Annotated in this window: 12 protein-coding genes; 7 read left to right on the top strand and 5 right to left on the bottom strand. The window is 66.0% G+C overall.

Translation table 11 applies throughout. The annotated features are described in order from the left end of the window. The first annotated feature begins 94 nt into the window (after positions 1-94). Positions 95-862, top strand: coding sequence for a fructosamine kinase family protein (locus tag MB901379_RS13105; RefSeq protein WP_158019141.1), 768 nt, complete (start codon positions 95-97; stop codon positions 860-862). Here MB901379_RS13105 and hrpA read toward each other — a convergent pair. After that, entirely contained in the window at positions 859-4,839 is a 3,981-nt protein-coding gene (hrpA, locus tag MB901379_RS13100) for an ATP-dependent RNA helicase HrpA (protein ID WP_158019140.1), read from the bottom strand. The genes MB901379_RS13105 and hrpA overlap by 4 nt on opposite strands. 86 nt (positions 4,840-4,925) lie before the next feature. Between hrpA and MB901379_RS13095 the strand changes: the two genes are divergently transcribed. Together MB901379_RS13095 and MB901379_RS13090 are read left to right on the top strand one after the other, a co-directional pair. Continuing rightward, positions 4,926-5,570 carry a nitroreductase family protein gene (locus tag MB901379_RS13095; RefSeq protein WP_158019139.1) on the top strand — a complete coding sequence of 215 codons (645 nt, stop codon included), beginning with the start codon at positions 4,926-4,928 and terminating at the stop codon, positions 5,568-5,570. Between the two features lie 209 nt (positions 5,571-5,779). Then, positions 5,780-6,421 (top strand): cutinase family protein, encoded by a 642-nt coding sequence (locus tag MB901379_RS13090; RefSeq protein ID WP_158017091.1) that lies wholly within the window; start codon positions 5,780-5,782, stop codon positions 6,419-6,421. 95 nt (positions 6,422-6,516) lie between these two features. Here the strand turns inward: MB901379_RS13090 and MB901379_RS13085 are convergent, their stop codons facing one another. Beyond that, on the bottom strand, positions 6,517-8,172 hold the full coding sequence (locus tag MB901379_RS13085) for a PecA family PE domain-processing aspartic protease (RefSeq protein WP_158017090.1): 1,656 nt from the start codon (positions 8,170-8,172) through the stop codon (positions 6,517-6,519). A 290-nt stretch (positions 8,173-8,462) separates the two neighbouring features. Here MB901379_RS13085 and MB901379_RS13080 point away from each other — a divergent pair, with 290 nt between their 5' ends. From MB901379_RS13080 to MB901379_RS13070, 3 genes are all read left to right on the top strand, one after another. Next, positions 8,463-8,678 carry a ferredoxin gene (locus MB901379_RS13080; RefSeq protein ID WP_158017089.1) on the top strand — a complete coding sequence of 72 codons (216 nt, stop codon included), beginning with the start codon at positions 8,463-8,465 and terminating at the stop codon, positions 8,676-8,678. After that, positions 8,675-10,078, top strand: coding sequence for an NAD(P)/FAD-dependent oxidoreductase (locus MB901379_RS13075; RefSeq protein WP_158017088.1), 1,404 nt, complete (start codon positions 8,675-8,677; stop codon positions 10,076-10,078). Before MB901379_RS13080 ends, MB901379_RS13075 begins: the two co-directional genes overlap by 4 nt. Before the next feature lie 83 nt (positions 10,079-10,161). Beyond that, positions 10,162-11,430, top strand: coding sequence for a cytochrome P450 (locus tag MB901379_RS13070; protein WP_158017087.1), 1,269 nt, complete (start codon positions 10,162-10,164; stop codon positions 11,428-11,430). 169 nt (positions 11,431-11,599) lie between these two features. On the opposite strand, the gene MB901379_RS13065 is transcribed toward MB901379_RS13070, so the two are convergent. The 3 genes from MB901379_RS13065 to MB901379_RS13055 form a co-directional block, all read right to left on the bottom strand. After that, positions 11,600-11,923 (bottom strand): DUF732 domain-containing protein, encoded by a 324-nt coding sequence (locus tag MB901379_RS13065; RefSeq protein ID WP_158017086.1) that lies wholly within the window; start codon positions 11,921-11,923, stop codon positions 11,600-11,602. A gap of 267 nt (positions 11,924-12,190) precedes the next feature. Then, on the bottom strand, positions 12,191-13,555 hold the full coding sequence (locus MB901379_RS13060) for a PPE family protein, SVP subgroup (RefSeq protein WP_158017085.1): 1,365 nt from the start codon (positions 13,553-13,555) through the stop codon (positions 12,191-12,193). Between the two features lie 268 nt (positions 13,556-13,823). Continuing rightward, on the bottom strand, positions 13,824-14,153 hold the full coding sequence (locus MB901379_RS13055; protein WP_158017084.1) for a DUF732 domain-containing protein: 330 nt from the start codon (positions 14,151-14,153) through the stop codon (positions 13,824-13,826). Between the two features lie 199 nt (positions 14,154-14,352). On the opposite strand from MB901379_RS13055, the gene MB901379_RS13050 reads away from it, so the two are divergent. Further along, positions 14,353-15,396: a class I SAM-dependent methyltransferase gene (locus MB901379_RS13050; protein WP_158017083.1), complete on the top strand. Its 1,044-nt coding sequence runs from the start codon at positions 14,353-14,355 to the stop codon at positions 15,394-15,396. Positions 15,397-15,539: the final 143 nt, after the last annotated feature.

The raw sequence follows: 15,539 nt of genomic DNA, 5'->3' as shown, positions 1-15,539 counted from the left end.
TGGTGAATGAGAACGTCGGCACGGTTTTGCACAGCGGAAGGTGTTGCTCGATCGTAGGGTTCGCATCGCGTCCAATCTCGCGGCCGGTCCCGGGGTGACCGACTTCGTCAAGCGCCAGCCGGGGGCGCCCACCGGCTACTTCGCGTGGGAAGCAGCCGGGCTGCGGTGGCTCGCCAGTGTTGACGGCGGTGTGCCCTGTGTGCCGGTGGTTTCTGTCGGCGCGGACAGGTTGACCCTGCGACGGCTTGATGCGGTGTCTCCCAGCCGCGAAGCGGCGCGCCTGTTCGGTGGCCGGCTGGCCGTCACGCACGACTCCGGTGCGGCAGCATTCGGTGCCGGGCCCGACGGATGGGAGGGGGCGGGGTTCTTCGGACCGTTGTCGCAGCCGTTGCCGATGTCGTTGCGGCGGCACCGGCGCTGGGGCGATTTCTACGCCGAGGAACGGCTGGTCCCGATGGCGCAACGTGCGGCGGCGCGGCTGGATGCGGCCACCCGCGCGATGATCGACGACGTGGTGGCGCGATGTCACGCTGGTGATTTCGACGACGATGACGAGCCGGCGCGGCTGCACGGCGACCTGTGGGGCGGCAATGTGATGTGGACCCCCGACGGGGTGGTGCTGATTGACCCGGCCGCCCACGCCGGCCATCGGGAGACCGACCTGGCGATGCTGGCGCTGTTCGGCTGCCCGCAGTACGACGCCGTGCTCGCCGGCTATCAAGGCGTGCGACCGTTGCGGCCCGGCTGGCGCGACCGCGTCGGCCTGCACCAGCTGTTCCCGCTGCTGGCGCACGTGGTGTTGTTCGGCGGCGGGTACGCATCGCAGACACGGGCCGCGGCACGTGCAGCGTTGGCCGCCTAACCACGGACGGCGTCAATCGCCCGGAAAATCCGCTGTTCACTGACCGGACGTGGGGTGCCGAGCTGCTGGGCCCACAGGCTGACGCGCAGCTCGTCGATCTGGCAGCCGATGTCGCGGACGTCGGCGGCGGTCGCCCTTGCCGGCGGTAGCGTCTGCACCAGCTCGTCGTAGGCATGCTGCACCGCGTGCACCCGTTGCATCCGCTCCCGGTCAGCCTCGATCGAGTGGGGCAGCCGGTCGAGACGCCGGCGGATTGCGGTCAGATAGCGGGTCAGATCGGCCAGCCGCCCGCGTCCGGTTGCGGTGACGAACCCGGGCGGCAGCAGTCTGCCCAGTAGAGCGTGGATATCGGTGATTGCGGCGGCCTGCCCATGCGGCGGGTCGGCGGGCAGCGCCAGTTGCACCTCCCGCGCGGCGGACAGCACCTTCTCGACCCGGCGTACCACATCGAACGTCACCGATACGAGGGCCTCCGCCACCCCGTCGCGCAACGTATTGAACTCGGTTCGCGTCCACACCGGCCCGGGCACCAGGGCGTCGATTGCGGCGTCGGCGCAGTCGTCGAGCAACGCGGACAGCGAGCCGTCCGGGTTGGTTCCCATTGCCAAGCGCATCCGCGGGTCCAGCTGCCGGTCAACGGCCTTGATCGGGGATGTCACGCTGAGCCGCAGCAACCGCCGTATCCCGGGTGCCAGCGCATGATTCTGCTCGGTGCCCGTCGCGAATACGCGCAGGTCGACGGTGGTTCCGGCGTCGACGAAGGCGGGGAATCCGCGTACCGCACGCGCACCCACCGTGCGTTCGACCAGCCGCGGTAGTTCGTCGAGATCGTCGGGCCAGCTGTGCAGGCCCGTCCGTTCCAGCTCACCGGCGACGGCGCGTGCCACCGCGTTTCGGACCGGCGTGGCCAGCCGCTCTTGCAGTTCCGCGAGGTCTTTGCCGCGGGCAATCTCGGTACCGTCCGGGGACTCGACGGCGAACGTCACCCGCAGATGCGGCGGCAGTTTGCTTACGTCGAAGGCAGCTATGGGCACCAAAACGCCGGTGCGGCTGCGTAGTTCGCGCTGCAATGCCCCCAGCAGCGGCTCCCCCGACGGGTCGATCCCGGCCAGTACCGCCCGGGCGGTGTCGGGGGCGGGAACGAAGTTGCGACGCAGGTCCTTGGGCAACGACCGGATCAGAGCGGTAACCAGCTCTGCACGCAATGCCGGGACCTGCCAGGCGAACTCGTCGCCACCCAGGCGCGCCAGCACGTCGATCGGGACGTGCACCGTGACGCCGTCGTCGGCGGCTCCCGGCTCGAACCGATATGTCAGCGGCAACTCGACGTCGGCGGTCTCCCAGGCATCGGGCCGATCCGCGCCGGCGGTGGCGGCAATCCTGTCGGCGCGCAGCAGGTCCTCGCGGGTAAACGTGAGCAACTCTGGGGTTTTGTGGCGTTGTTTTCTCCACCACCCGTCGAAGTGTCGCGCGGAGACGACATCCGCCGGGATACGCGCGTCGTAGAACGAGTAGACGTCATCATCGCCGACGAGCAGATCGCGACGGCGGGCCCGCTCCTCCAGCTCCTCGAGCTGGGACCGCAATCGCGCATTGTCGCCGACGAAATGATGATGGGTCTGCCAATCGCCCTCCACGAGCGCATGCCGGATGAACAGTTCGCGGGCAACGGTCGGCTCTACCCGGGCATAACCCACCCGGCGACGTGCGGCTAACGGCAGGCCGTAGAGCGTCACCCGCTCGTAGGCCATTACTTCACCGCGTTTTGCGTCCCAGTGCGGCTCGCTATGGCTGCGCTGCACCAGGTCGCCCGCGATGCGTTCGACGACCTCCGGCTGGATCCGCGCGGCCGTCCGCCCATACAGCCGCGCGGTCTCGACCAGCTCCGCCACCACGACCCAGCGCGGCGGCCGTTTGGTCAGAGCCGAGCCCGGTGCAAGGACGAACTGCGAGTTGCGCGCCCCCAGATACTCGCGGCCATCCTCCCGGCGGAGTCCGACGTGTGACAGCAACCCGGCCAGCAGCGCCGCGTGCACCCGCGCCGGGTCGGCCGGCTCGTCGGCCTGCTTGCCGCCCTCCTTAATGTCGAGGTCGCGAGCGATGCTGCGCAGCTGACCGACCAGGTCCTGCCACTCGCGGATGCGTAGATAGTGCAGGAATTCATCCCGGCACATGCGCCGAAAAGCGTTGCCGGAAAGTCGTTTACGCTGTTCGAGCAGATAGCCCCACAGGTTCAGGTAGGACATGAAGTCGGAGTGTTCGTCGGCGAACCGGGCATGCTTCTGCCGAGCGGCCTCCTCGCGGTCAACCGGCCGCTCCCGCGGGTCGGGGATCGTCAGCGCGGCCGCTAGCACCAGCACTTCCCGCACACAGCCCTCGGCGTCGGCCTGCAAAATCATTCGGCCCAGCCTTGGGTCGACGGGCAGCCGTGCCAGGCGCCGGCCAAGGCCGGTGATTTCGGGGCGCTGGTCGAAGGCGCCAAGTTCCTGCAGCAGCTGCACGCCGTCGCGGATGCTGCGCCGGTCGGGTGGGTCGAGGAACGGGAAGTCTTCGACGTCACCGAGCTGTAGCGCCGCCATCTGCAGGATGACGGCGGCCAGGTTCGTCCGCAGGATCTCCGGTTCGGTGTAGCGCGGGCGGGCGGCGAAGTCGTCCTCGGAATACAGCCGGATGCATACACCGGGCGCAACCCGACCGCACCGGCCGGCGCGCTGTGCGGCCGATGCCTGCGAGATCGGCTCGATCGGCAACCGCTGCACCTTCAGGCGGCGGCTGTAGCGCGAAATGCGGGCGGTGCCCGGGTCGACGACATAGCGGATCCCGGGCACCGTCAGCGACGTCTCGGCGACATTGGTTGCCAGCACGATGCGCCGCCCGGTATGCGGGGCGAACACCTTTTGTTGTTCGGTGCTGCTCAACCGGGCGTAGAGCGGAAGCACCTCAATGTGCTGCAATTCCTGCAAAGCCTCTGCGGTGTCCCGGATTTCGCGCTCACCGGACAAGAACACCAGAATGTCCCCCGGCGGTTCGGCTTGGAGTTCGGCGATCGCATCCATGATCGCCTCCACCTCGTCGCGGGTTTGCGTACGAACGATTTCGTGGTCGGGGTCGTCGGGATCGCTGGAATCCTGCGGGGAACCAGGCTGGACGGGAAGTTCCAGCGGCCGGTACCTGATCTGCACTGGGTAGGTCCGCCCGGACACCTCGATAATCGGTGCCGCGCCGCCGCGCCCACCGTCGGCCGCGCCGAAATGCGCCGCGAAGCGTTGCGGCTCGATGGTCGCCGACGTGATGATCAGCTTGAGGTCGGGGCGGCGGGGCAGCAGCTCGCGCAGGTAACCGAGCAGGAAGTCAATGTTGAGGCTGCGCTCGTGGGCCTCGTCGAGGATCAGCGTGTCGTAGCTCAGCAGCCGGCGGTCGCGTTGGATCTCGGCGAGCAGGATCCCGTCGGTCATCAGCTTGACCAGCGTGCGGTCGCTGACCCGGTCGGTGAACCGGATGGCGTAGCCGACCGCCTCGCCAATCGGACTGCGCAGTTCGTCGGCGACTCGCTGTGCGACGCTGCGCGCAGCGAGCCGGCGCGGCTGGGTGTGCCCAATAGTTCCACGGATGCCGCGCCCAAGCTCGATGCAGATCTTGGGTAGCTGGGTGGTCTTGCCCGACCCGGTTTCACCGGCCACGACGACCACTTGATGCGCTGCTATCGCGTCGGCGATCTCTTGGCGGCGCTCGCTGACCGGCAATGCGGGGTACGTGATCGCCGGGACGCCGGCTTGCCGGGAGGCAATGAGTGACTCGGCCTGTGAAATCTGGTCGGCTAGCGCACGCAGCTTTTCGGGTTTCGCGCCGCGGAGGTGCTTCAGGCGCCGGCCAAGACGCGCGGCATCGCGGATGCTCACACCGTCGAGACGTCGGCGCAATTGCGCCGCAGAGGTTTCGACCGACGGTTCGCACACCCAGGTGACGATAGGCGTCATCGGGGCGGGCCGGACGAGAAGGTTGCCGCTGTCGGACACACGGGCTGTGCTGGAATCGGGATATGACTGAGCAAGAGTTCTTGGCGATGCCGCTCGAAGAGGCGATGAGCACACAACGCGCGATCCGTCGGCTTAAAAGCGACCCGGTTGACGATGCGCTGGTACTGCACTTGTTGGAGCTCGCCATGAAGGCGCCGACCGGTTCAAACGCGCAGAATTGGGAATTCGTCGTCGTCAAGGACCGCAAAGTGGTCGCGAAACTGGGCCGGCTGAATCGCGGGGCCATGAAAGCGGTTGGCCCCTTTTATCGGCGATCCTTTGAACGCAGCGGTGACGAGAAGATGGCCCGACTGCAGAAGGCGGTGCAATGGCAGGCGGATCACTTCGAGGACATCCCCGTCGTGGTGGTGGCTTGCCTCAAGGGGGTCATTGCACCCTGGCCGCCGATTGCGACCAGCAGTGCCTACGGTTCCATCTATCCGGCGGTGCAGAATCTGCTGCTCGGGGCGCGGGCGGCCGGGTTGGGTGCGGCCTTGATCACCGTGCCGCTGTGGAGCAGGGTGCTGGCCCGACGCGTCCTGGGCCTGCCCTGGAATGTCACGCCGTGCGCGGTGATTCCCGTTGGCTGGCCGATCGGCAAGTATGGTCCCACCACGCGTCGCCCCGTCGGTGAGGCCGTCTCACTGGACAGATACGGCAATCGAGCCTTCCTGTCGAGCCCTCGGGGGTAAGCAGATGCGGGGCCTGGACACGTGACGGTCAACCGCGGCTTCGGCGAGGAACCGTTCCTGCCGCAGATTGCACACCAATACCGCGCGACCCGCGCCGAGATCGACCGCCGTGGTGTGCAGTTCGAATCGCGACCTGGGTTTAGTCGTGCAGCGATCGGCCCCGCACCCCGCCGCAGCCGGCGTCGCCGCCGGTGTGTCAGCATTTGGTCATGACAGCACGCGGCGTGGCGCGAATTCTTGGTGTGGTGGGAATGACGGCATGGGCGGTGAGCATGCCTATCGTCCACCCCGTGGCCAGCGCCGATCCGTGTTCGGACGTCGCGGTGGTTTTCGCTCGTGGGACCCATCAGGATCCCGGGCTCGGCGACGTGGGCCAGGCATTTGTGGACGCGCTCAGTTCGCAGGTTGGGGAGCGATCCGTGGGTGCGTACGCGGTCGATTACCCCGCCAACGACGACTACCACAACAGCGCGTCGATCGGTTCCAACGATGCCAGCGCGCACATCCAGGAAACGGTCGCCAGCTGCCCCAAGGCCAAGATCGTCCTCGGCGGGTATTCGCAGGGCGCAACCGTAATCGATTTGTCCAGCTCCGCGATGCCCGCCTCGGTCGCCGATCATGTCGCGGCCGTCGCGCTCTTCGGCGAGCCATCCAGCGGGTTCTCCAGCATGTTGTGGGGCGGACAACCGCTGCCGACCATCAATCCGCTGTACGGCGCCAAGACCATCAGCTTGTGCGCTCCCGACGATCCGATATGCACCGGAGGCGGGAACATCATGGCGCACGTTTCGTACATCCAGTCCGGGATGACCAGCCAGGCAGCGACCTTCGCCGCGGGCAGGCTCAACTAGCGTCCCTCACCATCGGCCGAGCATCGCCGCATCAGGTACGTATCCATGGACGGGAACTCGCGTTTTTGCCCGGCTCGGGCGAAAGCGCGGCGGCTCTAGGGCGTGTTAAAAACCGTTGTGCCCACCCCGCCGGGGCTATTGGAGATGTAAACCGGTTGCTCCCAGAAGGGCAGGAATCCGGTGTTCATCAGCCCCGAGGTAATGACCGTGGGCCGGTAGGTGTTCGTGTTGAAGTGGTACAGCTCCTGGGTGCCGCCGCTATCGGCGTAGACGTAAATGTTGGTGTTGGCCGGCAAGGTCGACCCGACCACCGACGACGGGATGGTGCCCGTTACCCCGCCGGAGTCGATGATCGAGGGAACTGCCTGCAACGGTCCGCCATTCACCGAGACGTACAGGGTGCTGATCGGCGCTCCGGTAACCGTGATGTTAGGGGTGAGCGGGTTGGGACCGAACACCAGCTCGCCGCCCTGCATGTCGATGAGCACACCTTGACTGAGGTCGCCCGGTAACGCGTACGTCGGAATGCTCGGGCCCGGTCCCGTCGCGTTGGGCCCGATGCCCAAAACGCCTTCTACGCCGGCGGATTCGAAATAGGCGTCGAACGGAGTGGTGAACGGATTGCGCCAGAAGGCGTTCAGGTAGGTCGAGATGGCATAGGGCGAAGTCGGGATCGACAGCAGCACAACATCAACGTCGGTGGGTCCGGTTGCAATGCCGTTCCCAAAATCCACCGTGGTGGGATAGGTGGCGAACAGGTAGGTCAGTCCCCCGCTGTACGCGCTGATATTGAATCCGGTGGGCAATCCCATGTTGACCAATCCCAGCAAGCCCCCGACGTCCTTGGGTGACACCACCAGGCCGGCCGATCCGGTGTCAACCAGCACCGGCGTATTCGCGGCCCCGTTGACGGAGGCGTAGACCACCGGCTCGGTGACATTGACCACGTGCAGCGGGACGGTTCTGCCATCCCCGCCTAGGCCACTGACCCCGGAATGGCCGAACAGCAGACCGCCGCCACCTCCGGTGCCTCCGGTGCCGCGTATGCCGCCGTCGCCGAGGCCGCCCATGCCGCCGTTGCCGCCCGTACCGAGCAGGCCCGCAGCACCGCCGATTCCGCCGTTTCCGCCGGTGGGACTCGATGCACCGCCGGCTCCGCCGAGTCCGCCGTTGCCGAACAGCCAGCCCCCGTTGCCACCGGCTCCGCCGGTCGCCCCGGCCCCGCCAGTGCCGCCGGTGCCGCCGTTGCCGATCAACCCCGCCGAACCGCCGGCCCCGCCGGTTACCCCCGCCGCCGTCTGCGAATATCCGTTGCCGCCGTTGCCGTACACCAGCCCACCGGCCCCGCCATTCGGACTTGCGGCCGTCCCGTTGGTGCCGTTGCCGATCAGCGGCCGGCCCAGCAGCGCTTCGCTGGGTGCGTTGACCACACCCAGCAGGTCGGTTTCGAAGGTCTGCAATAGCGATACGCTCTGCGCCTCCGCGGCCGCGTAGGATCCGCTCGCAGAGTTCAGCGACTGCAGAAATTGTTGATAAAACGCGTTGGCCTGCGAGTTGAGGGTTTGATATTCCTTGCCGAACCCGGCAAAGAGCGCCGCCACCGCGGCCGAGACCTCATCGGCGGCAGCGGCCGCCAGCGACGTCGTCGGGGCCGCCGCGGCGGCAGTCGCCGCATTCAGCGCCGATCCGATGCTTTCCAAGTCCGCTGCCGCCGACGCCAACAGCTCGGGAGCCACGACCAGAAGTGACAAGCCGCCCGCCCTCCGCCTCGATCACCGATCCGATTGCGGCTAAGCGTATCGGGATACCGCGGCTGCATCTGGGTTTTAACGCGCCGGTCATACGCGATTCCAAACATCACCTGGTCACAAACGGCGGCGGCAAATCAGATCCGCGGTGGCGAGATCCGCTCACTGCGCATACAGCCGGCTCAAAGAGCCAAAAATCCCACGGAACAAGTAGGGAACAAGTGACGATGGGCGGGCGAGTCACAATGAGTCTCGGCGCGGCCGGACACGCCAACAGATGGAAGGGTCGGGGTATGCGGTTGGTGGTCGATCTCAACAAGTGCCAGGGCTATGCGCAATGCGTGCCGCTGGCGCCCGATGTACTGCGGCTCATCGGCGAGGAAGCACTGGTCTACGATCCCAATCCTGACGAGTCACAGCACCAACGGGTCCTGCGCGCGGCGGCCTCCTGTCCGGTGCAGGCGATTATTCTCGAAGTGGACCCGCCGGCGGATCGGGACGCGCGGTGACGGCCGCATCGCTGGTGAGCCAGTTGGTCGACACGTTCAAAGCCGAAGCCCGGATCGTCATCGTAGGTGCTTCTCTAGCCGGTCTGCGTGCAGCGGAAGCCTTACGGGACAGGGGGTTTCGCGGCCAACTGACGATCATCGGCGACGAACCGCACGAACCCTACGACCGTCCGCCGCTGTCCAAGCAGGTGCTGAAGGGCTGGGTGCCCGCCGACCACACCAAGCTGCCTCGTCTGCGCCCCGTGGACGCGCACTGGCGCCTGGGTGTGGCCGCGGTCGGCCTGGACCGGTCCAACCGTCAGGTGCTGCTGGCCAATGGCGAAAAGGTGGACTACGACCGGCTATTGATTGCGACCGGCACCAGGGCACGGCCGTGGTTCAACCCGCAAGAGGCCGCCCTGCAGGGCCTGTTCACCGTGCGTACCTGCGATGACGCCGCCAAGCTGGCCGCCGCGCTCAAGCAGCGCCCGCGCCGGGTGCTGATCGTCGGTTCGGGTTTCGTGGGCTCGGAGATTGCTTCGGTGTGCCGTGACCTCGACCTTGCGGTGACGGTCGCCGAGCGCGGCAAGGCGCCGCTGGTCGGTGCGCTCGGCGGCGTGATCGGCGACATCGCCGCCCAGATGCAGCTGGACGCCGGTGTCGATTTGCGTACTGGAGTTGCGGTATCGGGCCTCGACGGTGACGCGGCCGGTCACGTCCGGGCGGCCCGGCTGTCCGACGGGACCGTACTCGAAGTGGACGTGGTGGTGGCGTCGCTGGGTTCGATCCGCAATGTGGAGTGGCTCGAGGGCGCGCAGTTGGCGAGTGGCTTCTGGGGCGTGGCCTGTGATGCGGGCTGCCGCGCCTTCGACATCAACGGCGTGGTAACCGACAACATTTTCGTGGCCGGCGACGTGGCACGTGCCCCGCACGTGCTCTACGAATACGAGTTCATGTCCCAAGAGCATTGGGACAACGCCGTTTTCGGTGCCGAGGTAGCGGCCAACAATATGATCAGCCTGGAGCTGGGTCGGCGGCCGCACTTGCCACTGCCGTCCTTTTGGTCGGGTCAGTTCGGCGTCAACATCAAAAGTGTCGGAGTGTGCTCGTTCGGCGATGAGATCGTGTTCACCCAAGGCTCGGTCGAGAAGCGCCGATTTGCCGCCGCGTACGGATACCGGGGCCGCATCGTCGGGGCCGTGACCTTCGACCACGGCAAGTGGTTGCCGTACTACGCCAAGCTCATCGAGCAGTCCGCGCCGTTCCCGCCGCCCGCACCGGGTTACGACCGCCCCGTCATCTTTGAGCCGATGCCGGCCCGGTTCCCCGATCCCAAGGAACCGACCGCCATGCCCGACGTGGTGTTGACCGGACACGACCCGACCTCGCGCGGCGCCGAATTCCGGCCTCCGAGAACCTGACCGGCCGCCGACGGTGCGAGCCCTGAAACCATTTGGCGTCGTTGAGACCATTTGTAGACGTTGAGACCAAATAGGAGAAGGTGATGAAACCCGAGACGGCCTGGGCCGAGGCAATGAAGTTCGAGAATCGGCCCAACCCGTACCCATACTTCGAGGAGCTGCGCAAGACTCCGGTGGCCAAGGTCGCCGACCAGACCTACGTCGTCACCGGCTACCAGGAGCTGCTCGCTTTGGCCCACGACCCCCGGATCAGCTCCGACATCAGCCGTAGCCCTTCGGGTCTCGGCGGTGAACAGCCCGTAGCGGAGCCTGGCAGCGAGCACATGCAGGCCTACGCACGCGACGCCAGCATCATCGTTTCCGACCCGCCCGATCACGACCGGGCCCGTCGGCAGGTCATGCGCCACTTCGGCCCGCCGCACTCCCCCGACCTGATTCCGAGCATGGAAACATTCATCGTGCAGCTGGCCAACGGCCTGCTAGACCGGGTCAAAGCCGGTGGCAACAACCGCCTGGACGTCGTGGAGGACTTCGCCTACCCGATACCCGTCGCGGTCATCTGCAAGATCCTCGGCGTGCCGATCGAAGACGAGCCGATGTTTCACGCCTGGATCTTCGACTTCATGACGGGCACCGATCTGGGCCCAGAGGGCGAGTCCACGCAGGGTCAGGAGCTGGCCGAGAAAGGCCGGGCCAGCACCGCCGCGCTGTTGGGATATTTGGGTGATTTGGTGACGCGCTATGCCGACAACCCCGGCGAGGGCCTGCTATCCAAGCTGTTGCATGACGATGGACCGGACGGGCCGATGTCGGTGCCGGAGACGACGGCCAACGCGATGCTGCTCCTCGTCGCCGGCCATGATTCCACCGTTAACACCATCACCAACTGTGTGATGACGCTGCTGCGCAACCCCGGCTCCTGGGATCTGCTGCGGCAACGTCCCGAGTTGATTCCGCGGACCATCGAGGAGGTGCAGCGATTACAGTCCGCGGTGCAGTTCTTCCCCAGCCGCAGCGCTACTGCGGACGTCGAGATCGGCGGAACCCTGATCCCGGCCGGATCGGCGGTGCACCTGATCTACGCGGCCGCCAATCGAGATCCTCGGCGATTCGACAACCCGGATCGCTTCGACCCGCTACGCGAAGACAACGAACACTTCGGCTGGGGCAGCGGTATTCACACCTGCATGGGCGGTCCGCTGGCGCGTCTGGAGGTCAACCTGGCGGTGGAAACATTCCTGCGCCGGGTGGAAGTTCCCAGGCTGGTGGTGGACCCGCCACCATATCGGCACAGCCAAATATTCCGCGGGCCGCGGCATCTGTGGGTCGACTTCGCCGTGATCGTTGACTGAGCCAGGCCTTCGAGTCGACGGCTTCCCTACCGCGGTCGCAAGAAGAATTGACCGCCGAAAAATACTGACGAAGTCCATGACCCGGGTTGCCAATATAGTGTAGGTAAAGCAAAGCCGATTACTGGCTCATATGTGTCTTATGGGCACTGTTGGCGGCGGGCTGAATTTATTAACCCGGGCAATAGGTCGATTCAGCGGCGCTGACCATGGAGGTAACGTCGGCGAAAGTGATGCCTTTTGCGCCCAAGGTGGTGTGGATGTCCTGAGCAATGGCGTCCGGCGTCTTACCCGCCATGCGGTCGGCGCAGATTTGATGGCCCATTGCCACGATGTCGGAATCATCGCCTGCCGGCCAGGTGAATCCGAGACTGCGCATCTGGGAGAGGAATGTGTCGTCAGTAGCGTCCGCGGCGGCGACGACGGTGCCGGATACGAGGGCGGCGCCAACCGCAACAGGGATTGCGAGGGTGGCCAGCCAGCGACGAGAAGGCATGTGATGCCCGTCCTTTCTTGTTGGGCCTAACGATACGTAAGCGTGTGCAAATATGTGAATTAGATTAAACACAGTTCCTAGTTTGCGCTAGATGTTTGCGCCGTTGCGCCCGCAAACAGAATTACCTCGGCATATATCGGTCACGGAAACACTGGCCATGGGTTATTATATGTGCGATTTCCCGTGGCTCACATCGCTACCCGCATCGCGTTATTACTGACCGAATGGTTTGGTTTCTCGAGCACCCCAAGCGCCGTTAGCGTCGGGTCAGTGTGGCAGCAGGCGTTGTTTCTGCTCGGTGAATTCCTCTTCGGTGAGGATTCCCGAATCGCGCAGGGACGCCAGCTCGCGCAGCTCGGCGGCGATGCTGGTGATAGGTCCGCCGGCCGCACGGGTCGGCGGAGTCGGCTGCTCGTTGGTGGTCGACGGTGTTGGCCGCTCAGATGTGGCCGCCGCGGCCCGCTCGCGACGGGCGGCGCCGCCAGTTCCGGCAATCGCGCGCCCGGCCACACCGGCCAGGGCCATTTGGCTGAACAGGCTGCCTGCCGCACCGGCCGTCATTTCCGCGGCGGGGCCAACCGTGGTGGCCGGCAGGGACACCGCAAGAGGGTGGATCCCAGGGGCCAAATCGGTCCAGGTCGGCGGCACCGACAACCCGCCGATCGTGTTCGCCTCGGCAAGACCCGCCGACACCGCCGACCCACCCAAACTCGTGATCGGCGCTGGGAACGGCTTTGGCGGCACCAGCGCTGTACCCGGCCAGGACTCGAGTCCCGCCCATCCACTGACGATGTCGTCGGTGTGGACACCGATCACATAGCCAATAATGTCGTAGGGCAGAGCCGTTATCCCCACGAACGAGTCGACCCCAAGGCCCGCCGCACCTATCTCCGGGTCAATAAAGAGCCCGCTCAGGTCAGCCAGCAAGTCCAGCAGCTCCAGCGGGGTCAACGATGGGATGGTGGCGGCCGGTGCGGCCAGACTGTTCAACGTGTTGGGTACCGCGGAGAGCGCTTGAGGAACGGTCGACACACTGTTCTGCACATTGCCGGCCATGGCGGCGGTGGTAAGGGCAGTGGCCGCTGCTTGGCTCGAGAGGCCGTTGGGGCTGGTGGTGGCCGGTGGTGAAGCGAACGGCGTCAGCGTAGTCGCCGACGCCGAAGAACCCGCGTAGCCGTACATCGCCGAGGCGTCCTGGGCCCACATCTCGGCATACTGTGCCTCGGTGGCGGCGATGGCCGGCGTGTTCTGTCCGAACAGGTTGGTCGCCACCAGCGCTGCCAGCAGGGCGCGGTTGGCCGTGACCACCGGCGGGGGAACCGTTTCGGCGAACGCTGTCTCGTAGGCGACGGCCGCGGCTATGGCCTGGTTGGCGGCTTGCTCGGCCTGGGTGGCGGTGTTTCTGGTCCACGCCACATACGAGGCGGCCGCCGCGGCCATCGACATCGATGACCGGCCCACCCAGGGTCCGGCCGTCAGCCCACCCACCACCGACTCATACGACCCCGCCAACGAATGCAATTCGGCGGCCAACGCGTCCCAGGCCGCGGCGGCGGCCAGCATCGGCCCCGCGCCGGCACCGGCATACATCCTGGCCGAATTGACCTCCGGTGGTAGCACTGCGAAATCCATGATTCCTCCGATGGTTGTGCGGGTCGCCGGGAGCGGGTGGCCGTGGCCACGACGGCCGGGTGCTCGCGGAGTGCGACTGCCGGGTGGCGCAATCGGCGTGCCCCGGCGGCGCGGTTCGTGATGAGCCAGTGTCGGCGAAGTCGTCGTAGGCCGCGCGGCGGTGCCTGACGGCGGCATGCCGACTCCAGCCAGCGCCGTCGCCGGAAGTGGCGGTGCCCGAGCAAAAACCTGGTGGTCTGAGTTGTGTGGATGTCGCCCAGACCCGGGCCTATCGCCTGATCAGTTGCGCGGGGCAGTAGTACTGCGCGGCGATCGCCACAAATGACATGGCGTGCTCCGAGCTCAGCCCGGGATTGTCGATCTTGAGATTGCTCACCAGCTCCGGTCCTAGCTGGCCGCTACCCATCGAACTGCACACGGCATTGGCAAACGCTATGGCGTGGCCAGCATCGGTGTATCGGATGCCCGCGGCCCGCAGCGCGGACAGGAACCCAGGGTCGTCACTTCGTTGGGTCCTGCCACTGTCCGGGTCGGCCGCTGCCGACGGGGCGAAACCGACCAGGGCGCACACGCCGAACAGCGCTAGCAGCCGTCTCATGGTCGATGATTGTTCCACGCAGCGGGCATCGCAGCCCTCGGTTATTGGTTAAAGCTTTGTTGCCACTCAACCCGGGAATCGAATGCGCCCGGATTCCCGTTGGCAACCACCGGCGCCGACTCCGACGCGTCCGCGCCGCCGGCCCGTGTTCGAGCGACCGAGGTATGCATGTGCACATCGCATCGTGTAGAAGATTCTCGTGGAGGATCCGCCCCCCAGCTCGTTTGATCCTTCGGTCCTGCGCAAAGCGATGGTCCGGCGGCTGCATCGCCGCGCGTTGGCCGATGGCCAGATCGCGTTGCCGGCGGTTCCGGGGATGATCGACGAATACGTCAAAATTTGCGAAAACTTCTGCGCCGGTTTGGGCGTCCATTACACCGCGGAACAAACGGCTCAACTCAAGACGGCTCTGCAGGGCGCGCTGGACACGGCCTACCGGTCGTCGCCTCGCTCGAACATCGTCATCTCTTTCCAGTCCCCATTCGGCACGATGGTGAATTATCGAGTCAAAGGGGAAGGGTGGACCATCGAGGCCGACTACGACCATTGGGTCGACACGCGGCAGCCGCCCCTGTTCGGTACCGAGCCCGACGCCCGCGTATGGGCGCTGGCCGGCGAAGCGGCCGATCCCGCGACCCATCGGGTGCTCGACATCGGTGCAGGAACCGGCCGCAACGCGTTAGCCTTGGCGCGACGCGGCCACCCCGTCGATGCGGTCGAGATGACTCCGAAGTTTGCCGACATCATGCGCGCTGAGGTGGTCCGGGAATCGCTCGACGTCCGTGTCATCCAAGAGGACGTCTTTGCGGCCATGGACGGTGTCGACTCGGACTATCAACTGATCGTGCTCTCGGAGGTGGTTCCCGACTTTCGCACCACCGCGCAGCTGCGCGAAATGTTCGAGCTCGCCGCCCGTCTCCTGGCGGTGGGCGGGTGCCTGGTTTTCAACACCTTTGTGGCCCGTCCGGGCTACATTCCGGACGGCTCAGCACTCCAACTCGGCCAGCAGTGCAACACCATGATCTTCACCCGCGATCAGGTGACCGATGCCGCTGCCGAGCTGCCCCTTGAGCTGGTGGGCGATGACTCGGCCTACCGGTACGAGAAGGAGCATTTGCCCGAGGGCGCCTGGCCGCCGACGGGCTGGTTCGACGGTTGGGCCAGCGGTCTCGACGTGTTCGACGTCGAGCGCGAGGAGTCCCCGATCGAGCTGCGTTGGCTGGTGTATCGAAAAGCCCGCTGAAGCGCGCACATCCCCGAACGGGCCGGTGTGACGCGTTGCGTCGATTAGCTAATCGAACTATAGTCTGGACAAATGTCCAGTTTGCTGTCACGGCGCGCGAGCCTGCGTTGACGGTGGTGGATTCCGCACCCTTCACTGGCCGT

It is taken from the genome of Mycobacterium basiliense, assembly GCF_900292015.1.
GTDB lineage: Bacteria > Actinomycetota > Actinomycetes > Mycobacteriales > Mycobacteriaceae > Mycobacterium > Mycobacterium basiliense.
The sequence above is the reverse complement of the archived record's forward strand: the minus strand, read 5'-3'. Positions and strand labels throughout refer to the sequence as shown.